Here is a 22,248-nt window from a genome sequence, read left to right as displayed (position 1 = left end):
TTATGTATTGGTTAAGGTTTTGCAGAGCCTTCATCAACCCACTTCATGTTCAGATCTCTCTGCGGGAAAGGGATGGTTAGCCCCGCCGCTTCGATATTCGGTTTCACTTGCTTCTGCACCGCCCAATAGGTTTCCCAGTATTTGTCCGTCGGACACCAGGCGCGAAGTTGGAGGTTCACTGAACTATCGGCCAGCATGTGAACAATCACTTGAGGCTCAGGATCTTTAAGGATATGTGGCTGGGACAACGCCAACTCTTTAAGCACATTCAATCCGATTTCTACTGAATCTTGGTAAGAGATGCCAACCGTGATATCCATACGACGTTTGTTGTTTCGGCTAAAATTACGAATGGTTGAATTCCAAACCGCACTGTTCGGACTAGAGATGTAGAGACCGTCCGCTGTCTCGAACACAGAAGTGAATAGACCAATATCGACCACGCTACCAGAGTAGCTTCCGAATTCGACGAACTCGCCTTTTTTGATTGGCTTCAGAAATAAAATCATGATACCTGCGGCAATGTTACTCAGTGTGTCTTTCAGAGCTAGGCCAATCGCTAAACCCGCTGCACCGACTAAGGCAACCAAGCTGGCAGTATTCACACCAAAGAGGTCTAGAACAATGACCAACGCGACTAAATAAACCGCATAAGACGCGACTTGAGAAAGCAAGCGAGCGATAATTTCATCCCCACCGCTGACTTTCTCTGTTGCTTTAAATACCCCGCGCTTGACGAGCTTGGATACCACAGAAGCCAAGATAAAAATAAAAATCGTCAAGAGCGCATTTTGCAAGATCTGCATAATGAGTGCCTGATGAGTATCGTAAAAACCAGCGATATGTTCCATGGTTACTCCTCTATCTCTTTTTGTACGGATTGATAATGGTTACTACGTGAATCAATAAGTTCACCGTTCAGTATTTGTCTATTACAGCGCTCCATAGATGAGATAACCATTGTACCCCAAATAACACAACAACAGAACAGCGCCTTCACTGCGAGAAATCGTCTGTGATTTGCCAAAACGAGCGGCGGTCAACAGCAGTAATCCCGTGACAAAAAGCATCGATGTCCAGTCACGCCAGAAGACTTCAGCACCAATATTGGCAATAGGTTCAATGGTACCAGCAATACCGATGACGGCTAAGGAGTTAAACATATTTGAGCCGACCACATTACCCACAGCTATATCATGCTCGCCTTTACGAGCTGCCACGATGGATGCTGCTAATTCGGGTAAGGACGTTCCTAAGGCAACAATAGTTAGGCCAATCAATAAATCGCTGACACCGAGTTGTTGTGCGATTTCCACCGCTCCCCACACCAAAATACGCGAGCTGATAATCAGTAACACTAACCCTGTAATCAGCCAGAAAATGGATGACTTCAGTGACATACTTTGGCTAGATAGTTCGTCGTCCATCTCTTGTTCTAAGTGGTCTCCCTTTGAGCGTAATGCGCTCCAGATTGACCAACCAATCAAAAGCATGAATCCACCAATCAACGCCCAGGCTTCTAATGTGCTGATATGGTGATTCCACAGCATTGCGCCAATGACAAGCGTGACGACCAAAAGGATGGGAAGTTCTTTACGGATGATGCTTGAATGTACAGCAATCGGTGCAATGATCGCGGTTACACCGAGTATTAAGGTAATGTTGACAATGTTCGAACCGACAGCATTTCCGAGCGCCAGAGCAGGGTTGCCATCCATAGCCGCCATAGCCGAAACCACCATTTCAGGTGCAGATGTACCGAATCCGACGACCAACATACCAATCAATAAAGGTGGCATTCCTGCGTAGTTGGCACTAGCGGCTGCGCCTTCAACAAATTTATCTGCACTCCAGACAAGCAGTGCAAAGCCAGCGATAATCGCGAGTGAAGCTAATAGCATGTTTAATCCCTATTAAATAACGTAAAAGTATAGAATAACGGCCAAAATTAATCGGTAGATGACATAAGGCATCATCCCAAATTGATTCAGGAATTTGAGGAAGTAGTGGATCGCAAGTATTGCGGTGAGAAAAGAGGTAACGCTACCAATTAAAAGTGCCAGCCAATCTACGGTTACCGAACTATCCATCGCTACTTCAGCGATTTTGGCTGCTGCCGCGAGAGCAGTAATCGGTATTGCAAGCAAAAAGGACAGGCGAGAAGCTGCTTGTCGATTAAATCCTAGTATCAATGCTGCGGTGATGGTTACACCTGAACGAGAGGTGCCAGGGATTAAGGCTAATGCTTGCGCACACCCGACAATCAGTACATCTCTCCAACCGAGAGATTCTAACTCTCTAACTTTTCGACCAAAGATATCGGCTAAACCCAGCATCACGCCATAAGCTACGGTTGTAAACAGAATAACCATAACAGAGCGAAGCTGGTCATCGATTAAGTCAAGAAGAAATAACCCAGCTAATGCCGCAGGAAAGGTTCCCCACAAAATCGCCCAGGCTAAGCGACTGTTGGCGGAGGAATATTGACGTTGAGTGATCGATTTACCCCATTCAGTGATCAATAGAGCAATATCTCGTCGAAAGTAGACGAGCACGGCGAGCAGCGTACCGATATGAGTGGCGAGATCGAAGCTAACTCCCTGATCGACTACACCAAGGAAGGTCGGCATTAAGATCAAATGAGCAGAGCTAGAAATGGGGAGAAACTCGGTAATTCCTTGCACTATCCCTAAAAACAAAGCGTACCATGCATCCACAGCAGGTTTCCTTTTGTCATCTCGGGCAGGCAACAACAAAAGCAAAATAGCAATCCTGCCCGCATCGCTATTTTGCTTAAGTCTTGCCAGAACATGTTGAACGTGAATACCACAAGCATAAGGCTTGGAGACTGTTGATATTCACTCCACTACTAATCAGTAGTGGAAGGCTACTCCCTTAAACGAGCTGAATTGTAACTAACAAATACGATTTATATCAAATGTTAAATAAATAAGTTGAAATAAGAAAAATTGGGCTGAGAGTTTGTGTGCGAGTTTTTGCTCTAACTAACAATACACAGTTTCACAATCCATCAGAGATAAGTTTTGTGAGGGCTACGCATAGTACAGTTGACAGTAATGCTCTTTGCCGCAAAGAAGGAATGGGGCAAAACCGTCTTAGAACTATTACATACACAACGTGCCCACTACGAATGTGTTCACGGGTAAAAACACCATATGTATCGCTTCAACTAAACAGGTACCGTACACAAAGACCACAGCCAACACCGACCAACTTCTTGGATTTATATCCAACTTTTTGGCTCGATAAACAAAAAATTGTATCGGCGTATACTACTATCATCCTACCTGGCTGATTTTGCAGAAGAAAGTTCATGGCATGCTTACTGCTTATTGCCGTGATAACTAGTATTCACTTTAGGTATTTGTGTGTCCTATAAAGTTCTTCCACTGTCGGAAGTAATGTCTCATGAATTTGGATTGATAGAGGGCAACTTCCATAATATTTCGGAAGCGGATATCGCCTCTGCTATTCCTTCACATCTTACTTTTGAACAGCTAAAGCAGCATCTCTACGAAGGCAATCTCGTACTCGTGAGTGATACGCCTCAAACTCCCGCTCTACTTAGTTACAACGACCCAATAGGTCCTAAAACTTGGAGGCTGAACTCTGAGGTTATCCCAGCATTCTCTGATGATGCCGCTAATAATTTATTAGCAAAAACGAAAATCACCAGAACAACGGGAGGATACAGCTCTTGTCTAGGGGAAACCTCGACGCTCGAACGAGTTTACACGCCGCAGCCAATCGCAACCGAAAGTGAAGAGGAAATCACCAAGGAATTTGAGTACAGCTTCGAAGTTGGCTGCTCGGATGCCACCATAAAGAAAATGGTGCACAGTGACTTTGCTTTAGCGAAAACTGAAAAAGAGAACGCGTTAACTCGCTGGGAACAAACCAATACCGAGCAAGGCACCCGCTACACAGCGTTATGTGTATTTGATGAGCCAAAGCGTTTAAATATCCACATCGCTGATGACAATCTCGGGCTGACGCCACAGGAAGCCGTCACACTAAAAAAAGTCGGCAGCCATAAAGCTGAGGAAGGTTTTATACCTGTTGTCCCTGCAGTGCGATTGGGCGAACGTTTAGGTTTGCCTACTGAAGGCTATTACTACCACTTTAATGATGGTGAACTTGTCCAAGAATACAAAATTCTTGGGGAAGAAAAATGGGCGTTTTACGCTACGCAATCGACACAAGACAAGCTCAATGACGAGCGTGGTTTTACTAAAGACCAAAGCGCTATTTTGGTGTATTGGAAATTAGCCGATCAAATCATCGAAAATCAATACATCATTTATCTTGAGCGACAAATCACGCGTGAAGAGCTCGATAATCTCAGTGAAGATTGGCTGTGTGAAAACGGGATAAAGTTGGATATCCCCGCATTGTTTAATGCGGTCAAACAGCCGGAAGAAGCGCGCTCAGAAGGTAACAACGATGAGACGCAAGCGGAACAAACCGCAGCGACGCACACCGTAACGGTAGGGGAAGACTGGCAAAGCATCGCTGAACTATATGGTATGGGAGCTAAAGCCTTGCTCTTGCTTAACCCAGTGTTTGAGGCCGACCCTCTGTCACTTGCGGTAGGTGATGAAATTATTGTTGCTGAGAAACAGCAACAACAAGCACCGGACAAAAAGAATACCTTTCCGCCGCTGCGCCCACAAACTTACAACAACATCCGCAACAGTCATTATCAGCACAGTGATCCATTGCTCGGGTTGACCAAATATAGAGCCATTAACACTGCCGATTGCATAGAAGGCGATGTGGTAATCCTCAATTTAAAAGACGCCACAAGCTCGCTCGTGTTCGCTAAATCCTGCACCAGACCAGAGGGATGTATTGAAATTGGCGACCAACAAGAGTCAATAAGTAACTTTGGTCCTTGGTCATTCTTCTTTGCACAAGCCAATGCAAACCCAGCTGCTGTCATACCCGCCATTCAAGCGACACAAGCACAAATGGCTATGGGCAGTTCCGCAGCTGTCGCCGGTTCCCCAGAGCAAATGCAGCAAACCCAAACCGCAGCGATGCAGTTAGATAAACTGGCCGGCACATTGAAAGACAAAATCGTCGAGGGCTACCGCTGGCAGGTCGAAGGTATTGGCGCTTTGTTTGCCATGCAGCAAAGCTTATTTGGCGATAACACCCAATACACAGACCAAGATTTACGCCAAGTAACCACGGCGCAAAGCCGCGTTCGTGTCCACATTACCGAGCCCCAAGATGGCGAGTTTTATCCGCACGTACAGGGCTATCATGTAGATGACACACGAATCCCCATCAAATATGTGAAACAAGGGAACAATGGTCAGTTGTCCGTTGCGATTGAAGAGAACGGACCAACCATATATTGGACTCCAGAAGAAAACGGTGAAGCAAGTTGGCAAACTACCCCCGATCATAGTGATGGGTTTGAAAAAGACGATATACTGGTCACGCCAATCCACTCGGATAGCGATGCGAACGTCACCGTTACGCCTGCGCCTGAAGAGAAAGACTGGCGTGATGCGATCTTGGTATTCCCTGAAAGCTCAGGCATTGCTCCGCTCTATGTAGTTTACAAAGAAAGACTGAGGGATAAGCCCGGAGTCGTTACTGGTAAGGGCGAAGATATCTTGGGTATCTGGTTAGCTGATGCGGGTAAAGATTTAGGAGCTCCAATACCGTCTCAAATTGCTGATAAGCTAAGAGGAAGTGAGTTCAGTAGCTTTGACGATTTTAGAAGAGTCTTCTGGGGCGAGATTGCCAATGATCCTACTCTATCAAGTCAATTTATACCTGCGAACCTTAAACGGATGATGGATGGCAAAGCTCCTCGAGCAAGGTTTAAGGATACCGTTGGAGGAAGACGTTCTTTCGAACTACACCATGTTGAAGAAATACAACATGGCGGTTCTGTATACGATGTTGACAACTTAAGAGTAAACACCCCCCGTAACCATATTGATATACACAAGAGTTAACGATGGAATTAAAAGACACACTGAGTGCTTATACTGAAGCTGATTTCATAAACTTAATAGATGAGATAATTGAATCAAAGGGCAGCGATGATTATCAAGATAAGTTGCTTGAACACTTCATATTAATTACGGAGCATCCGGCGGGTTCAGACTTAATTTACTACCCAGAGAACCCGGGTGAGGATACGCCTGAAGGGATAGTCAAAATAGTGAAAGATTGGCGTGCTAGTCAGGGACTTCCTTGCTTCAAAGAGTAAAAGCTAAAAGGCGTCACGATGACGCCTTTTCTCATTCCCATTCCTCAACCTGCTCTAAAAACCGCTCAAAATCCTCTTGTGTCAGAACCTTATGGCAGCTCTCGGTGAACTCAATATTTTGTCCATTGCGATTGAAGATAACGTACCAACCATCAATTGGACGCCAGAAAAAACGGTGAAGCAAGTTGGCAAACTCCCGATTCAAGTCAATTTATACCTGCTAACCTTAAACGGACGATGGGTGGCAAAGCTCCTCGAACAAGGTTTAAGGATACCGCTGGGGGAAGACGTTCTTTCTAAATGCACCATGTTGAATAAATACAACATTGTGGTTCTGTGTACGATGTTGACAACTTAAGAGCCCCCGTAATACAACATGAGGATTAACAACGAATAGCATTAGAAGAATGGATTACTTTTAGTAAGGCAAAACCCAATTAACAGGATATGAATGAGTATTTACTCTGTCTTATAATGGGGCAAAGGTGTGTTTGCCGTGATTCAGCGATATCACATCTCTGGACAGAAATGAGCGGGAGTATTAGCTCGCAAGCATCTTCTTCGGATAACTTAAATTTGGGGTAACTATCAACTAGCTTAGTAAGCTCATCACCCACATATCTAAACCTATGTGGCTGATGCGATAGAGGAGGTAACCAACTTAGGCTTTTTCAGCATTGTGCCCTACAACTGGGAGTGTAGCCCAAAACAGGGGTAGGCATTGGAAGGGTTAGCTAATAAGCTGCTCTGAAATACCTTTGAATGAGGCAAAACAGGTATCAAAGTCATGCGGCTCTGTGTTGTACACCATTGGAGCAACAAACGCGTCAAAACGTTTACGAAACTCCTCGTTGGATTCTAGCTCTTCTAATCCTAGTTTTAACTCATTGCGCGGATCATCGACAAACTCATGATGTTGATTGCCATATCGCGCCCTGTCTTCTTCCAAAACGGTATCAAACATCGGCTTTAATACGCCCATATCAATCGTATGCTCGGCGCTAATACAGTGAACATCGTAGATATGACGAACCAATGTTTCGTCATCCTTACGCTGTGGATCTCGCTTGACTGACATGGTGCGACGCAACATGGAAAGCACTTTTTCAACCAACGTCGAGTCAATAGATATACACGACATTGTGCTTACTTCGGCAGGTTGATTGTAGCTCTGCGCGACCAGCGATGAAATAGAGCGAGGCTCAACGCCCTGAAGTTCGATTGTCTCGATAAATTCCAGTTTGATATAAGGTCTTAGACACGGTGCTTGATGGTATTGTTGTGGGTACTCTATTTCGATTTCAACATAGCGATAGCTATCACGTACCGTTTTATCGCTATAATTCAGATAAGTGTGGTCAGCTAACCTCGCTATGAGGTGCTCGACTAACGCTTTGCGAGCTCTTCTCTTCGCACCAGGGCCCTTATCGAGAAACTCCTTAGTTGGAATTAATTTTATGTCGACGTCTTCAGACATTCGCAGAATCTTAATATTGGACTTGGCCAAAGCAGTTCCACCTGAAAAAACAAGCTGGTGGTGCTCACTTTCCACACCTTCCAACATGGCAAGCAGAGACACCACCCAATAGTCCTTTTCCGCGATCGACGGGTTGCCTAACTCAAGGGCATCAGATACTTCAAGAAATTGATTTTTTAGTTTTGATATACTCATTGTCGCTTGTTCAATACTCTGTTACCAACCTTAAGGCTGCGATTGAAATGCTTAGAGTCCCACTTGTACCTGATGGACGCTGGTATTTGAGTGGACTGTCCATTGATACTCTTCAATGACATAGCATCCAGCTCAAAGTCTACACCGCGCATTTTTAGGATCTCACGCATGATTGCGTCAGTACCACCGGGATTCGTAGGCATAGGTTTATTAGTTAAGCTGTTGATTGTTGACTTGGTGTATAAGCCATACCCGATTTTCATCAGCACACCTTTATCCACAAGTTTCTTCAATACACGACCAACCTGGTCATAGCTAGCATAGTTGTCGAAGTCTTTACGTTCGAACACATAGCGTCGAGAGCGCTTTATCTTTTGATAAATAAGATCAGTTGCTGTCATGACTCACCCTCCTACATAGTGCTTGACCCTAGTATACTCGAAGCCCATCGTTATTTGAAACACATACGGCATTCATTTAAGAAAAAATACGACGTGCATATTTTTAATAACAACCTATGAGTATGTTTTTACTTGATTTTTTTTCACTTACAAATTAACGACCTCATTTAAAAAAAATAAGCGACCCAATTCAAAAATAAACCTTTACATTGGTGTAAATGGCTATATAGCGCGTGACTACCGAATGAAGCTCATGTGTGCTCACTGACAGGGAGGAGTTATTGGGAGGAACTGATTGTAGTTGATATGACCGAAGCTATTCATTTGTCTGGTATACTAATTTCAACGTTTAATGCTCATGTTTATGTCGGGCGGCATGATAATGAAACTAATGAATAACTATTGGCTGCTCCTTTCAAAGAGAATGAAACCAATGGAAGTATTGATTTAGCTTAAAAGTCTTAAAGGTGAAAAGATGCAGGACTTTGATTAAGCGGCTCAGTCCGCTTTAGAAATGCTTGAGGCCAAGATTCTGGAATTGTTAGTGAAAGCAGATAAAGATGGATTATCCGAGGCCGAAAGTTTCTACTTTGAAGATTTGCTTCAAGAACGTCACGAGTTAGCAAATGAATTAGAAACCAAATAAGCGGGGAAAAGATGGCTTTGAAAACAAGCAACTAGTGATTCTGATATTTACGCAGCATTACAACATCTAATGTCATTACCTCATACTGTGACTGCAACAATGCCGCAACCTTGGGCTAAACAAACATTTTTGGAATGGTTGAAAGAATCACTCCCCAAAAAGATTCAGTACGGGGATCATTTTGATGTTGCTACTGGTGTTTACGCGCATGTAGTTCCAGTTGGTCACGGTTACTCAAAATGCCCAAATGATGATCGATACTTGATTGTTTTGTCTATTCGGTCAGGTAATACAGATTTAGACCATTTGAACGAAATTAACTGATAAAGGGAAAAAACGTGGATATACATGATTTTACAGGTTTCAAGCTTGAACTTGTTCCTAACTGCTCAGAGTCTCCAATGATCTTGAAGATTGATGGAACAGCGTCCCTTAGCATTGAATTACCATCGACAGGAGAATTTCATATTTTCCCTGCTGATGATGATTCCGATTATCACGTTGTAATGTTCAAAATGAATGGAGCGAAAAATAACCCGCCTGAAGTTAGTTTTCACGTGCTCGCGTCAGAGCTGGAAACATTCAAGAATACTACCGTTCTGCCAGTAATCAGTTAGAGAGGAAAATTCATGGCTATGAATCTAAAAAGTAAAGCAGATGATGGTTGATGTCGAGAACGCAAAGCAAGGGATGCGAGGCTACAAAACTGCCTAGAAGCTTGGGTGGCATGGCTTCGATGATTCAGGTTTGTTTCATTGTTCAGGAAACAATTGTCTATGGATTTACGCTGGTTGCATTGTGACCGTTCTTGGCTCGCTACTCAAATAGTAAAAAGTGGCAGTGAAACTAGGTAACGCTGCCAATTTAGTATGAAACTTTAATGCTCAGTATGAAGCTTTATTCTACTCACACTATTACATAAGAAAAAACCAACTAAGAATTCAACACTTACTGCCTACCAGTACTCTCTTTATAGTCAGGGAACCTTTCCTGATATCGTTTAGCAATAGAATGATTGCTATTGTTTTCTGAGACAGCCCTGCCCCCTTCTAAAAACAAAATGTGCCTCACTGGTATACGTTCTCTGAGTAATTCTTCTAGTTCACTAAAATCGAAACGTTTCCCTAATTTACATTTGCAAACCGTACGTACTAAGCTCCCCATTTTGGAAACCCTTTGCTTCTCTAGAGCAAGGGTATCAATATCATTATCACTCCAAACGTTCGGATTAGGAGGAATATCATTATGGTAGTATGCAAGATAATGGAGAATACAGGTAGAACCATTAGGATTTCGGTCACCTATAGGTGTACCATTTGGTTTGCTTGAATAAAACTGCTCCCATACAACAAATCCCTGTTTGTTAGGTACTACCTGACGGGCTATTTGAGATGAAAAGTGAGAGGTAGGTGGTTGATAATTAGGTTTCAGATAGTCCCAATTTGGCCGATCACTTTTTGCTTCAAACAAACATAGTTTCCCGACTCCCTTGTCATAATCAATCAATAAAACACAAGCATCAACGCCCCATGCTTGCTCTTCATTTGATTTCAACTTCTGTGAAAATGCAGCTGATTTTAACGGTAGCCTAGCATTAATCCTATTACGAATTTCTGCAGTTAGGACAGATGTATATTCATTTTCACTAGAAATGATACCTATACTAAAATCGGTTCGAAGATCAACATCAACTTGATTGATCAACTTTTCTATCAACTCTCTCGTTTCTCTGTCAAAAAGTGCCATTTACTTACTTCTCCTAATTTACTCATCTCGATAGAATTATGATTAGCGTCTCTTTTTAAAACGGCCTGAGCTACTTCTTTTGTTCTTTTGAAACTCTCTTGCCAGTTCAAAAATGTTTTGTGAGCAACGTCGTACAGAATGAAATGGATGGGATTCTACGAATCGTAACTTGGCTCTTGTGATGGCGACATACATTAGATTCAACTCATCTCGAATTTCGTCTTCTGTACGCTCGATTAATTTCAATTGGTCACAAAAATCATCCCCTAGCACCACCTGGTCAAACTCTAAGCCTTTCGTTCTGTGGCAAGTTCCTACGACAACTTCAGCAGCCTCAATTTTATCCACTTTAGAAAGCTTCAAGTTCTCATAAATATCAAACAAACCAGTATCATATTTAGAGACAAGTCTGAGGATTCTAGCCATATCGATGTTTTTCGTTTTTTTCGCAACTTCTACGAAATCTTCGAATGTAGTAAAATCACGCTTAAAGTCGCGTGAGCGTATTTTATCGTACTGCTCTAGCTTCAAGTAGAGTAAATCAAAGAGCTCGTTAAATGGATAGTTATTAAAACCTCCAGTCCAGTAAATGCTCTTGCCACGTTCGTCAGCTTCTATCGCGACTTCAATCGTTAATACGATCGTACGGTTGATATAGGCTATCTGGAGATTTTCATCTAAATCGTTTTCTGAAGTTAAAACAGACTCGATAATGCCATTATCGGTCCCCTTAAGCCGTTCATGAACACCAAGTTGGTTCAGAAAGGCATTGGCATATGTAGCAACCTGTTCATTGAAGCGAAATGACTGGGTTAATGAGAAAACTTCGGCTCCACTATTTTCTTGAACTTTCAGTGCATCTTCGGCACCGCGATAACGATAAATTTGTTGCGACTCATCACCACATACATAGACTCTCATATTAGTTTGAGCTTTCATAAAAGCTCTCACTGCAGGGTTAAGGTCTTGCCCCTCATCTACAAGTAGCACATCAAAATGCTCGCTCAAATCTACTTGGGCAATAGAGAAACCTTTTAGGTAACCATCGTGCGTCATGGGAACCGGACTTTCCAATAACTGCATTTCATTCCAGATTTGCTTGGCACTAGAAACTAGCTGTTCTTGAATATCCAATGATTTTTTATTTTTGGGGTTGTATGGAGCGTGTTTTTTTTCTATTTCTTGATCTTCACTACAAAAATAGTTTTCTAAAGTAACCATAGTCCCGTTTGCGATGGACCAGTCGCACCTGAGGTGCTTTCTAATCAGCCCCATGCTGAGGTTTTCTGCAAACTTGTGGCGGTAGTATTTTCCTACGAATTGATATGCTAACTGATGGCCAGTGAGTGATAGACAATTGGGAGGTAAATTAGCGGCATCTGCGATCGGACGATTATAAGTAATATAGAGCATTCTTAGCTCTGGATATGCATTCGCGAACAATCTAAATAATGTAGTTTTACCAGTTCCTGCAAGCGCTTTGATCACAGCAAGCCTAACAGGTTTGTATATGACGTTTTGTTGTTCTAACGTTGGTTTCATTTTGCCCCCAAAGCTGTTTTAATATGGTATATTGTGACAGCAAAACAAAAAGCAGTCAACTATCATATATAATAAACCCCGGAAAATATCCAGGGTTTATCAATTAGTTAGATTTCAGTTTCTAGAGATTACATTGGTGAGGTTTTTCGAGATTAGAAACCGTTAGTGGCGTTAATTCATCGCTAAAGCAATGGTACTCATCAACGAAGTTCTTTTCACACATACGGTAGGCAAAGAGCTCATTACCCACATTTGGAAGCATAAGTTTTCCATTTGTAGTGTCTGTAACTAATTCAGCACCTGCCACATCTAATGAATCAAGGCTTGAAACTTTATAAACTTCTATTTTGGTGTTATCGCTAGTGACATGATCATTTAACTTAAACTCCCCCATTGAACAAACATCAATAGAACCACCGAGAGTATCTAAGTAAAACTCTACATCACACTCACCAGCTAGTGGACTTTTTAACGCTACCCCTTCCTCTGACAACTTTCTCATTTGAAGCATTGCCTCATATGCATTCAAAACACCATAGCCGCAATATCCATTGTCACAAGAATAATTAAGAAAACCACTTCCCGCTTCACCGACCACTGGTTTGCCTGTCGATTGTTTAAGAATGGTAATGATTTCTGTAGGAGTTAAATCGGGATTTTCGTTGAGCATTAGTGCAATTGTGCCCGTTACTAGAGGTGTCGAAAGACTCGTTCCAGCCGTTTCGGTGTAGTCCAAAGCTCCATCATTATTCGAATCAACGATTGTCGGCAATGAGAGGCGGTCACCATAAGCAACAATGTCTACGTTAACATCAAAGTTAGAAAACCCAGACTTATATCCATCTAATTGGTTTGAGCCTACTCCGATCACACCGGGACAATCTTTTGGTAACCCTGTTTCATAATTAACGCCTCGATTCCCTTGCGCTGCCACAAAAGTAATCCCCTTATCTTGCGCTACTCGAATCGCGTCTTGAACGTCACCACCACACATTGTGTTCCGCAACGTTAACGACATATTTATAACATCAACTGGCTCTGAAATTAGCGGTACACCAGGAACCTCTTGTCCACTCAGCCACTTGATTGCAGCAGTTAAGTCTTCAACTTTTGCTTCACTACATTTCAGTGCTCGAGCTGCAACCAATTCAACATCAGCTACACCTTTTACGCCATCCCCTTGAGGGTTGGCACCAATTAGTGATGCAACCATATTGCCATGACCTATATCGCAGTGTTCACCACGGTCAGATATCGGTGTGTCAAAATTTGCTGTGTAACCTTCAGTTCCGATAAAACTATATCCATCAACAAAAGGAAGCTCTGGAGTATTTAAAAAGCCTCCATCTATAACACCCACACGTGTCACGTTATTGGTTTTTGCAGTATCTCTGGCCTTAGAAATACTATTCGCCCCTTTAAGTAAGTCTTGGTCTGCCCAATAGGTATTTAACTGTGACTGGTGGTAACCAGTTGAGTCTGACATCGCTAAAGGATCGACTCCTTTAAATAAGATAGGTTCTGCAATGTTCGCATGAGCATAACCTTTAAAAACTGCAGCGCTAATTAGTAGAGATAGGGTGATTTTGTTCATTCTATTTGTCCTTAAATGCTGCAATTGCCGTAAGTAGGGTCAGTTAAATTTTCAACAAACTGAAATTCAGGGTTGAACTTGAAAACTGACAGTTCAGTAAACTGACCGTAGTTCACATTACCTTTAAAGAATGAATAGCCTGTCGAAGAGGCATTGAAATCCACTGCTGGGAGTACACTCAGGCTATTCTCTTTTGCGGCAATCTTGTTCAGATGATCTATGTATTGTTTAGCGCTTGCGTTTAGTTCAGATTCAAAACTTGATAATGGATTAACAAGTAGAGTCTCTATACCACCATTATGCACCTTGCTTACTGCCAACTTGATGTCGTTTAGTTTGTCCAGGTATACCTGCTCATCAAATTCGGGTGTAAATGGGAGCTGACCATGACCCATCAATAAAAAAACCTTTTCATAAGCATGTTGGAGTGATTTTAGCTCCGAAAACTGCTTAATCTCTTCACTGTTATCGATGTACGTTGAAGCGACTTCAAGACGCTCATTAAGACTTGTGTTAACAATATCAAGGCTAAAGTTCGTAGATATTTGCTCGCTGCCATCTTCAAGTGTCAGTGTGAGGCTCAAATCACCTGAAGACTTAAGTAATTCATCTGCTGAAAGAATTAAATTCGATTTATTTACAGACCAATGAATATTTTTTTCATATTCACTTAGAGGAATTTGATTGAGAACCGACTGTGGATCTCTTACAGTAAGAGTGTAGTTATCTGATTTTGAGTTTGTTTCTAATTGGACGGTTATTGACGCCCCATTCTCCACTAGTGATTGAGTTGGATCTGTTACAGTAAGTACAAGTGACTTATCGCCACTACTGCTATTGGTGCCACCACCTTCTCCGCCACCACCACAGCCAGATAGGACTACTAAAATCGAGAGTGCTAAGTAGTTTTTCACTTCAAATCCTTTTTTTTATACGTAAATGACATAGATTAGTTTTCTAAATAAACCAGCGATTTCGCTAGTTTATTGATTGCTCTCAGATTATCCTTATCCAGATTCACGTTTTGAGCTTGCAGTTCAACTTTTGTCGTTAAGTTGAGGACTTAGAATGCTTTTTCATAAGCTTTTCTTTCAAAGCGGGCAATTTTCGCTCAGATGTCTCGTATTCGACAGCTAGTTCCAAGAGCTCATCATTACTAAATCGACTCGTTAACCCAACGATCGCTGCCAAGCCTTTTGACATGGCGCCTTTTTTTCGTGCGTTATCCACAACGCTATTACGAGTACCCAATAATGAATACACCCCTAACTTCGACATACCCAGCTTCAGGAGACGACTCTCCAGAGCATCATAATGCTTCACTTTACAGCGCTGTGACTCTGTAACGCTTAAGATAGGATTGTTTACACTCTGAGATAGAATGTGGATCTGTTGCTCTTTTGGCATTTTCAAAAGAAAATCAACGCATCGAATATGCGATTCCTTTACAGGTTCGTCGGGATTATTTTTGTACTTTTGAATCGCGACTTCATTTGAGCCAAGAAAATAAGCTAATGAGCGTACAGACTGCCCCTTTCTCCGTGATTGCAATTCATCAAAAGGTAATTTGTCTAGATTTTTCTGAAAGTCACTAAATAACATTATGCCTTTATGTTGCGGTTTTCCCGCAACATACCTTAATCTAATTAATCCGAGATAATATCTCTTCAAGAAGGACTTTGTCGTTTTCTAAGGCCTCTGTCGCTGACAATCTGCCCTGCCCAAGCTTAAGGTTTTTGTAAAGGTACCAAGTACCACGTTTGTCTATAATTCGAGCATCTAAGCCTAAATCAAGAACTTCACCGTAGTAATCGAAACCCTTACCAAACAATATTTTGGTTTCAGCTTGTTTAAATGGAGGGGCAAGTTTGTTTTTGACAACCTTAATCCTGGTTTCATTACCCATTGTACAATCGGTGACTTTATAGCTCCCCGTTCTGCGAATATCAATTCGCGTTGTAGCGTAGAACTTTAAAGCATTTCCACCTGTTGTTGTCTCAGGGTTTCCAAAACCACCAATTTTAAAACGAATTTGGTTTATGAAAATAGCCATGGTATTCGTTTTCTTTAGAATACCTGTTAGCTTCCGGCATGCTTGCGACATTAACCTCGAATGAAGGCCCATACTAGCTGCCCCCATCTCTCCTTCTAACTCCATTTTAGGACACATTGCTGCGACACTATCGATAACAATAATGTCTACTGCTCCCGATAGAGCAAGAGTTTCTGCAATAGACAGAGCTTCCTCCGCACTATTTGGCTGCGAAACATACAATTCTTCGCTATTAACGCCAATTAATTTGGCATATCCAGGATCAAGCGCATGCTCAACATCAATGAAGGCACAAATACTTTCTTTCTTTTGTGCTTCAGCAATGACTTCCAATGCCAATGTCGACTTTCCGGAGCTCTCCGGGCCAAAAACTTCATGAATACGACCTCGCGCTAACCCGCCCACTCCTAAAGCTTTATCAAGCTTAGGTGAGCCTGTAGATACGATGTCAAGATTGTTAGTTGTTGCTTCGCCCCCAAGGCTTTGCACAGCACCCTTGCCAAATTGTTTTTCAATTTGCCCTAAAGCAGCAGCAAGAGCCACGCTTTTAGGTGAAGGATTGCTGTTATTGCTAGCTATTGTAACCATAACTACCTCGCTCTGTTTTGTTATATATTATAGTTGAGCAAAGTGTTTGTCAATGGTATTTAATACCATATTAAATCATTTTATAGCTACTGTTTATTTCTGGAATGAGGTACTTCGGTAGGCATATAGGTAAGAATTGTATCCAGATTGATCAGGCTGTCATCTGGCTCCAGATTTCCGGCTTTTGACTCTATCTGACTTGCACTTGCATTATCAATTGGGCTAGGTAATAGCTGAATCCCAAGTACAATGCTAGAACACAGAAACCAAACAATGAGTATCGTCTTTTGCAAATTATCTCTACGCTTGTGCATCTCTAACCCTCCAATTTAATATCATATATTATAGATTGGTTTGTAAATTTTTCTATCTATATTCGGGCTTATATCGATATAGACGCAAAGTTGAGATATAGGGTTGCTCTTCAAACTTACTACGAGCTTTACTAGACCCCAGTCTTTTAGACTTTGGGGTAGACTCAATCGAAACCATAGAACCAATGAGTACCGTTCTCGCTGAATCCATATCGGTAGTTACAACAAATATTGGTAACGAAGCAACTCTTGAATGACTTTTCTCTCCCACTCCTGGTACATATTTAGTGATGTTCGCTTTAATACTTGTTGGACTTGGCGTCCGGTGCACAAGAAACTCCGAATCAGAAATCTCTGCAATTTTCTTAGAAACGATGTCAAAGCTATCAGAACCGTTATCAATGATTTCTTTAGCTAACTCAAGCGCTTCTTCTTTTGAGTATTTCTTTTGGTTACCCCACCCTTTTGATTCGTTATAAAAAACTATTTTTTTAGGTAGCGCCTCTTCTACCACCAGCAAGCGTTCACATTGTTTAAAGTGAACCCTTTGCATGCCTATCTCTGTTAATAATTTTCTTACATAATTCAATGCGGCAGTATTGCTTTTGCATTTACTCGAGGCCTTAGCTTCTTTTACAGCGTCTGAAAATGCCTTTTTGGCATGATTTACTTCTAGTAATTTGGGAACTACATCTTCAGGAATGAAGACCACTCCAGGTAACTGGTTTAACTCTCGTCCTGATTGGTATTCATCGTAAGTGATCGCCGTTATAGCTCTAATGACCGCTTTAATTGGTTTGATGTCAGAGGGATTGTTTAACTGAACGTTAAAGTACGTTTGCTCTAAGGAGTGAGCAAACGCATGAAGTGAGGATTCTAATGACTGAAGTTTTCGTATGACTGGCACACTGTGTAGTGACTTGGACACTCTTCTTCTCTCTCTATCATTTTGGATTGATTTGTTTCAACCCGCTTAGAGCCCCTTTGAGAATAGGTTGCCACCTTATCAAGGAAACCTCTATCGTTAAAAACAAAGTCAACATACTCTTCATACATCGGCAACCCAATTTTATTTTCCCAATATCTATAAGTAACTACTCTACCCCATGGGAAACTTTGGGTTAGTTGGGGCTCACCGAATATCTTAAATAGTTCAGTTTCAGTAGTTAACCCAGGATCAACTAAGTATGCTGGATTATTAGGGATTCTTGTACCACCAGCACCATATTCACCAGTAAAACCAAATACTGGATCAAGACTATCATTTTGAGCACAACCGAAAAGGGAGGCGCTCAACATTACAGCTAACATTAATTTCTTATTCATCATCTTTTCGTTTCGTCATGATATTGAGGGTTTGTTTTACAAAACTAAAATCAGGTACAACTGGCATAAATGCCGCTCTCATATACTGTCGAACTGTTCGATGTATTGAGAACAAGAACCGCCCAATAAAACTATCTATTTCCGATTCATTTAGTTCTTTGTATGTCACCTTAATTTGGAATATTGAGGCGACTACCACGACGCACACTACTGGAATTAACCAGTTAGGAACGAGTGTGTAGTACATATTCAACCCCCAAAAAATAGCCGCTATAACACCAAGTAATGGAAGAAGAGCAATTGCAGCAACCATAGGAAGCCTCCTGTTGTTTTATAATAGGTTACAGCATATACAACTTAAAATCCAATTCCTAAATTCATATCAGTGTCAACCTCTTGTTTAACTTTTTCGTCTACTTGTTTGCACTTGTCTTTTACTGGTCCAGAAAGCTTATTGAGAATTTCATTATTCACAGATGTATCTATAGTGAACTCATTAACTATATTACCAAGCTTGGCTTTAACAACTGCTGGTGGAGTTGGTTCAGCCCTGTCAACAGCTTCTATTTCAGTACTTATGTTAGAATGCAAAGATGGTTTACCTGTCCACGAACTTACCTCAACCTGCCTTAATATCTCAAGAAGGTCCTTGGGGTTTGCAGAGTACGGTAGGCTTAACTGACTACCTTCAAGTTTGGGTTCATTATTATTATCGAAAGTGATATTTAAGAGTTTAATGTGCCCATTGTTCGAGTACTTATGGATAAAGTCTTGTTTAGCTGCAATCTGCACCTCTGTAGATAAATTTCTACCAGCGTCTAAATTCGCTTTATAACCACGATACAGGTCAAACGACTGATGCTCATGTTCAACATAACCTGTTTTTCTAACGACCAAACCTTGATCAATTACTTTACCATCAATGAACTGGTTGAACTCTCCAGCCTTTTTAATCGCGTTTACCAGGAGCTCATCCACATTTAAAGAGGTCTCGGTAACCTTGCCTAATTTCTTGAGAACAGAGTCCCTAAACCCTTGGAGCTTGTTAACCAATGAAACCTTAATAACTGGCTGTATACGATCAATATCTCTTAGATCAATACTTTCAGCCTTCATTGCTAACCATTCTTCCGCAAGGCTACGTCTATCTAGAGGCTTGTTTTCATCAAGGTGCCCATAGTTTTGTTTTATTGTAGCCTTGTCTTCAGTGGAAATGTTTTGCCAAACAGTCTCCATAAGGTCCACATACTCGGAGTTTGTGAACATCTTCTTAAATCCCAAGTGTACCGCTTCATGTGCAATAGTCTTTCGAAGTCCTGACTCATATGCGTTATGTTCACTTTGTAGATTCACATGCATTTCACCATTGTGGGCAACCCCAGCGAGTGTAGAGCTGTAACTTTTCAGATCATTACTAAGAAAGTTCATTGAATCTATCGTTTCATGTACACGAATCTTTAAGTAAGGGTGATTAGCCTGAATCTCTTCAAGAATCTTTATTGATTTGGGGATATCCAGCTCAGGATCTACTTGGGAAGTGGGAGCAGCACCTATTGTTCTTAACGTGTCAGGATTATGTTTTATAAAAGAATGTACAGCTTGAGCTTTACCATCACGCTCGAGCTCACTGTAAAGAATAGTTTTACCTTTAAAGCCTTCCTCCCTCAGCTTCTCTATTGCCAACATTTGATCGATAATTTCAGGCTCAGTTACTGCTTCAGGTAAAATGATTGCTCGAACATCTTTTATGGTCAGTTTTTGAATGGGGTCAGCTTTCTCAGAACCTATTGGCGAAAACCTTGTAGCCTCAGCTAGCTGGTATAATTCATTCGATAAACTATCGCTCAAAGCTTCTTGCGAAACAGGTTTGTTTAGCGATAAAGATTCCACTATTCTACTGAATACATCTTCCTTTGCTTTTGATACATCAATACCTTGGTCCACCGATAACTGGGATACTATCCCTTCAAATTTTTTAATAAGGTCCGCATAATACTCAGATGTATGGTTAGTTGACCCAACAAGCTCACCATCCAGGGTCGCTTGTATTTTACTAAGGTCTTGGTTAGATAAATGTACTAATGCTGCCATCATCTGCGGAATAGTGACATTATTGGAGTTTTCAAGGAAGGCCATAGCTTCATGTTTACTTTTTAGTTCTACACTCGGCTCTAACTTGCATTCTAAGATGTTGTTTAATAACCAAGTATTGAAAGCATCCCTCTCACTGTACTCATCCAACTGCAAATTTAATTGTAATGATAGAGCTTCATGGTCTACTTCTGATTCTTTTGTATATACGTCTAGTAGTTGTTCAAGGTGGTACCTTAAGCCCATTAATTCGTTTCGCGGATCTAATTGTTTGTATAGTGTTGTTGCAGTTTCGTCTAGTAACTCAATACTTTCTTTGGAGTCATCGAGCTGCATCTCATTCATAAACGATAAAACTTGTGATTTAACGGCGCTATCAATTTTGTCATTTAATGATTCCCCTTGCTCTAACAAAAACTGTTTAAAGTCTGGTTCAACGCCCTCAAGCTTTTGAGCAGTAGTGAACTTCAAGTACTCTTCAGCAATTTCTACTAAATCTAAATTCTGAATAAATCTTGCACCGGGTAGATTCTTCTTTGGCAAGTCTGCAAATCTTCCCTGGCTATATTGATAAGCTAAAAGTACTTCTGGTCTTTTACAAAGCTCCAGAGCAGACTCTAAACCATTTTCACTAATAGCGTTTTCTAAATTTGTTGAATCAATACCTAGATTATTTAGTGCTTCGAGCATGCCGGGCCACTCTGAAAGACGCTCCATATCCACAGTGAAGTTCGATATTAATGGGTTGTTTAATTTTCCTTGGGGTGTCCAACAATCAGACTGAGTGATCGTATTTTGAAAATCTACGATTAAATCGATACCTTGATTCGATTCAATGAACTCCTGGAAGGTATTCGTTTCTACCTTAAACCCCTCTCCACTTTTGACTTTATCTAAAAGTGAACTTAGGTTTCCATTTAAACTAAAGCTCGCAATGAGAGAGTTCTCATAACCATTTTCATGAGTCACATCCCAATCTTGCTGTTTCAAATGGTGAAGGGTGTAATAGGTATTGGCCATGCCTTGAGGCACTAGTTTTAAGGTATCTACCATCTCATTTGCTAATGGATGATCAAGGCTTAACTCTTTCCCTTTAATTGAACCATTAGAAAACTCACCGTGTTCCATTAGGTTGTCTACAATACGCTCTCTATCTCGGGTAATGATATAGCTATAAACCATAATTTTAGACCTTGTTATTTATCCGCAAATGACATATTTACTATATTCCATAATCTTTATAAATTCGATTTATTTCAACTCGCGCGTGTGTTAATGTGGTATTTATACTGTGTAATTATCCTTCAGGTACAGCTCATGAAAATCTCAAATTGGCCATCACTCATTAAATGGATTATCTCTGTTGGACCAAAATCAGCCTCTACAAGTCAGCAATATATTACTTCACTGCAAAGTCGTGACCGAGACGCTTGGCGAAAACGAGTATCAAAGTTTAGCCCCAAATGTACTTTTGCTGGTGTTATTAGTGATGCAATGCACGAAAAAAGAGGCGGACTTGTAATTGGTATCGAGACTAAATGTGAAGGCAAGATAAATTTGTTGATCCCTAAAAACAAATGCAACGAAATGGATTTAGCGAAGTCGATACTATCTAATGCATCTATAGTTTCTATCACTTTCACTCCATACATTCATTTTGAGTACGGTCTAATTGGGCTAGTAGAAAGCATAAGTTCTTTATGCCACAACACAGAGAACCAAATATCAATTAAACCTAAACAATTGCCGAAAAATGCAACCTCGACCAACACTACTATCACTCAAAGTGTTCCTCGTTCCACCAATAGCTGGAACAGTTCGAGTGACGAGCAATTGATGAATTACTTGAGTCAAGATATTGGTTTGAGGCAGATAGCTTTACAGATGAACGTAACACCAAAATTCATTACAAATAGAATGCTGCAACTAAGCATAATTGACATTGACCAGTTCGCTGAAATAAAAAGGCAACTGTTAGATTTAGGGTGCTTTCAATAAATGGCTAATGCCACTTGATACCGA

General features: G+C 41.2%; 20 protein-coding genes. 5 read left to right on the top strand and 15 right to left on the bottom strand.

Annotated elements, in window-relative coordinates; all coding sequences use genetic code 11:
* Nucleotides 1-11 precede the first annotated feature (11 nt).
* From R7P64_RS15795 to R7P64_RS15785, 3 genes are all read right to left on the bottom strand, one after another.
* A complete protein-coding gene (locus tag R7P64_RS15795; RefSeq protein WP_104965929.1) occupies nucleotides 12-851 on the bottom strand; it encodes a mechanosensitive ion channel family protein in 840 nt (279 codons plus the stop codon).
* Between the two features lie 81 nt (nucleotides 852-932).
* The gene (locus R7P64_RS15790; RefSeq protein ID WP_039428122.1) at nucleotides 933-1,901 is read right to left on the bottom strand and encodes a calcium/sodium antiporter; all 969 of its coding nucleotides are present in this window, start codon (nucleotides 1,899-1,901) and stop codon (nucleotides 933-935) included.
* Between the two features lie 12 nt (nucleotides 1,902-1,913).
* Nucleotides 1,914-2,717 (bottom strand): undecaprenyl-diphosphate phosphatase, encoded by an 804-nt coding sequence (locus tag R7P64_RS15785; protein WP_039428124.1) that lies wholly within the window; start codon nucleotides 2,715-2,717, stop codon nucleotides 1,914-1,916.
* Nucleotides 2,718-3,389: 672 nt separating this feature from the next.
* Here R7P64_RS15785 and R7P64_RS15780 point away from each other — a divergent pair.
* The 3 genes from R7P64_RS15780 (at nucleotide 3,390) to R7P64_RS15770 (ending at nucleotide 6,611) form a co-directional block, all read left to right on the top strand.
* On the top strand, nucleotides 3,390-5,996 hold the full coding sequence (locus R7P64_RS15780) for an S-type pyocin domain-containing protein (protein WP_086484042.1): 2,607 nt from the start codon (nucleotides 3,390-3,392) through the stop codon (nucleotides 5,994-5,996).
* A gap of 2 nt (nucleotides 5,997-5,998) precedes the next feature.
* Nucleotides 5,999-6,253 carry a bacteriocin immunity protein gene (locus tag R7P64_RS15775; protein WP_025767126.1) on the top strand — a complete coding sequence of 85 codons (255 nt, stop codon included), beginning with the start codon at nucleotides 5,999-6,001 and terminating at the stop codon, nucleotides 6,251-6,253.
* 91 nt (nucleotides 6,254-6,344) lie between these two features.
* Nucleotides 6,345-6,611, top strand: coding sequence for a hypothetical protein (locus R7P64_RS15770; RefSeq protein ID WP_025767127.1), 267 nt, complete (start codon nucleotides 6,345-6,347; stop codon nucleotides 6,609-6,611).
* A gap of 372 nt (nucleotides 6,612-6,983) precedes the next feature.
* Here the strand turns inward: R7P64_RS15770 and R7P64_RS15765 are convergent, their stop codons facing one another.
* Nucleotides 6,984-7,919 (bottom strand): nucleotidyl transferase AbiEii/AbiGii toxin family protein, encoded by a 936-nt coding sequence (locus R7P64_RS15765; protein WP_025767128.1) that lies wholly within the window; start codon nucleotides 7,917-7,919, stop codon nucleotides 6,984-6,986.
* 2 nt (nucleotides 7,920-7,921) lie between these two features.
* The gene (locus tag R7P64_RS15760; RefSeq protein ID WP_025767129.1) at nucleotides 7,922-8,326 is read right to left on the bottom strand and encodes a DUF6088 family protein; all 405 of its coding nucleotides are present in this window, start codon (nucleotides 8,324-8,326) and stop codon (nucleotides 7,922-7,924) included.
* Nucleotides 8,327-9,310: 984 nt separating this feature from the next.
* On the opposite strand from R7P64_RS15760, the gene R7P64_RS15755 reads away from it, so the two are divergent.
* Nucleotides 9,311-9,589 carry a hypothetical protein gene (locus R7P64_RS15755; RefSeq protein WP_077284317.1) on the top strand — a complete coding sequence of 93 codons (279 nt, stop codon included), beginning with the start codon at nucleotides 9,311-9,313 and terminating at the stop codon, nucleotides 9,587-9,589.
* A gap of 331 nt (nucleotides 9,590-9,920) precedes the next feature.
* Here R7P64_RS15755 and R7P64_RS15750 read toward each other — a convergent pair whose 3' ends face one another.
* From R7P64_RS15750 to R7P64_RS15705, 10 genes are all read right to left on the bottom strand, one after another.
* Entirely contained in the window at nucleotides 9,921-10,718 is a 798-nt protein-coding gene (locus tag R7P64_RS15750) for a hypothetical protein (protein ID WP_025767132.1), read from the bottom strand.
* A gap of 42 nt (nucleotides 10,719-10,760) precedes the next feature.
* A complete protein-coding gene (locus R7P64_RS15745; RefSeq protein WP_025767133.1) occupies nucleotides 10,761-12,260 on the bottom strand; it encodes a UvrD-helicase domain-containing protein in 1,500 nt (499 codons plus the stop codon).
* Between the two features lie 121 nt (nucleotides 12,261-12,381).
* Nucleotides 12,382-13,854, bottom strand: coding sequence for a S8 family peptidase (locus tag R7P64_RS15740; protein ID WP_077284319.1), 1,473 nt, complete (start codon nucleotides 13,852-13,854; stop codon nucleotides 12,382-12,384).
* 11 nt (nucleotides 13,855-13,865) lie between these two features.
* Entirely contained in the window at nucleotides 13,866-14,768 is a 903-nt protein-coding gene (locus R7P64_RS15735; protein ID WP_025767135.1) for a hypothetical protein, read from the bottom strand.
* Nucleotides 14,769-14,904: 136 nt separating this feature from the next.
* Nucleotides 14,905-15,456: a hypothetical protein gene (locus R7P64_RS15730; RefSeq protein ID WP_025633965.1), complete on the bottom strand. Its 552-nt coding sequence runs from the start codon at nucleotides 15,454-15,456 to the stop codon at nucleotides 14,905-14,907.
* Nucleotides 15,457-15,496: 40 nt separating this feature from the next.
* Nucleotides 15,497-16,495 (bottom strand): recombinase RecA, encoded by a 999-nt coding sequence (gene recA, locus R7P64_RS15725; RefSeq protein WP_077284321.1) that lies wholly within the window; start codon nucleotides 16,493-16,495, stop codon nucleotides 15,497-15,499.
* Between the two features lie 366 nt (nucleotides 16,496-16,861).
* Nucleotides 16,862-17,737, bottom strand: a complete 876-nt coding sequence (locus R7P64_RS15720) for a hypothetical protein (protein ID WP_139351515.1) — start codon at nucleotides 17,735-17,737, stop codon at nucleotides 16,862-16,864.
* Entirely contained in the window at nucleotides 17,686-18,138 is a 453-nt protein-coding gene (locus tag R7P64_RS15715) for a hypothetical protein (RefSeq protein WP_138058892.1), read from the bottom strand. The genes R7P64_RS15720 and R7P64_RS15715 overlap by 52 nt, the downstream gene beginning before the upstream one ends.
* On the bottom strand, nucleotides 18,128-18,448 hold the full coding sequence (locus tag R7P64_RS15710; RefSeq protein WP_025633960.1) for a hypothetical protein: 321 nt from the start codon (nucleotides 18,446-18,448) through the stop codon (nucleotides 18,128-18,130). Before R7P64_RS15710 ends, R7P64_RS15715 begins: the two co-directional genes overlap by 11 nt.
* A 44-nt stretch (nucleotides 18,449-18,492) precedes the next feature.
* Nucleotides 18,493-21,354: a hypothetical protein gene (locus R7P64_RS15705; RefSeq protein WP_139351516.1), complete on the bottom strand. Its 2,862-nt coding sequence runs from the start codon at nucleotides 21,352-21,354 to the stop codon at nucleotides 18,493-18,495.
* 189 nt (nucleotides 21,355-21,543) lie between these two features.
* Between R7P64_RS15705 and R7P64_RS15700 the strand changes: the two genes are divergently transcribed.
* Entirely contained in the window at nucleotides 21,544-22,224 is a 681-nt protein-coding gene (locus R7P64_RS15700) for a hypothetical protein (RefSeq protein ID WP_025633958.1), read from the top strand.
* Nucleotides 22,225-22,248: the final 24 nt, after the last annotated feature.

This window comes from Vibrio sp. 2304, from assembly GCF_033339475.1.
Taxonomy (GTDB): domain Bacteria; phylum Pseudomonadota; class Gammaproteobacteria; order Enterobacterales; family Vibrionaceae; genus Vibrio; species Vibrio alginolyticus.
This window is presented reverse-complemented; position numbering and strand designations above follow the sequence as displayed.

What these genes read in the sequence shown, in the direction of transcription:
- R7P64_RS15795 (WP_104965929.1), bottom strand. Translation starts at nt 851, where the DNA reads ATGGAACATATCGCTGGTTTTTACGATACTCATCAGGCACTCATTATG.
- R7P64_RS15790 (WP_039428122.1), bottom strand. Translation starts at nt 1,901, where the DNA reads ATGCTATTAGCTTCACTCGCGATTATCGCTGGCTTTGCACTGCTTGTC.
- R7P64_RS15775 (WP_025767126.1), top strand. Translation starts at nt 5,999, where the DNA reads ATGGAATTAAAAGACACACTGAGTGCTTATACTGAAGCTGATTTCATA.
- R7P64_RS15770 (WP_025767127.1), top strand. Translation starts at nt 6,345, where the DNA reads ATGGCAGCTCTCGGTGAACTCAATATTTTGTCCATTGCGATTGAAGAT.
- R7P64_RS15760 (WP_025767129.1), bottom strand. Translation starts at nt 8,326, where the DNA reads ATGACAGCAACTGATCTTATTTATCAAAAGATAAAGCGCTCTCGACGC.
- R7P64_RS15750 (WP_025767132.1), bottom strand. Translation starts at nt 10,718, where the DNA reads ATGGCACTTTTTGACAGAGAAACGAGAGAGTTGATAGAAAAGTTGATC.
- R7P64_RS15745 (WP_025767133.1), bottom strand. Translation starts at nt 12,260, where the DNA reads ATGAAACCAACGTTAGAACAACAAAACGTCATATACAAACCTGTTAGG.
- R7P64_RS15740 (WP_077284319.1), bottom strand. Translation starts at nt 13,854, where the DNA reads ATGAACAAAATCACCCTATCTCTACTAATTAGCGCTGCAGTTTTTAAA.
- R7P64_RS15730 (WP_025633965.1), bottom strand. Translation starts at nt 15,456, where the DNA reads ATGTTATTTAGTGACTTTCAGAAAAATCTAGACAAATTACCTTTTGAT.
- recA (WP_077284321.1), bottom strand. Translation starts at nt 16,495, where the DNA reads ATGGTTACAATAGCTAGCAATAACAGCAATCCTTCACCTAAAAGCGTG.
- R7P64_RS15715 (WP_138058892.1), bottom strand. Translation starts at nt 18,138, where the DNA reads ATGATGAATAAGAAATTAATGTTAGCTGTAATGTTGAGCGCCTCCCTT.
- R7P64_RS15710 (WP_025633960.1), bottom strand. Translation starts at nt 18,448, where the DNA reads ATGGTTGCTGCAATTGCTCTTCTTCCATTACTTGGTGTTATAGCGGCT.
- R7P64_RS15705 (WP_139351516.1), bottom strand. Translation starts at nt 21,354, where the DNA reads ATGGAACACGGTGAGTTTTCTAATGGTTCAATTAAAGGGAAAGAGTTA.
- R7P64_RS15700 (WP_025633958.1), top strand. Translation starts at nt 21,544, where the DNA reads ATGAAAATCTCAAATTGGCCATCACTCATTAAATGGATTATCTCTGTT.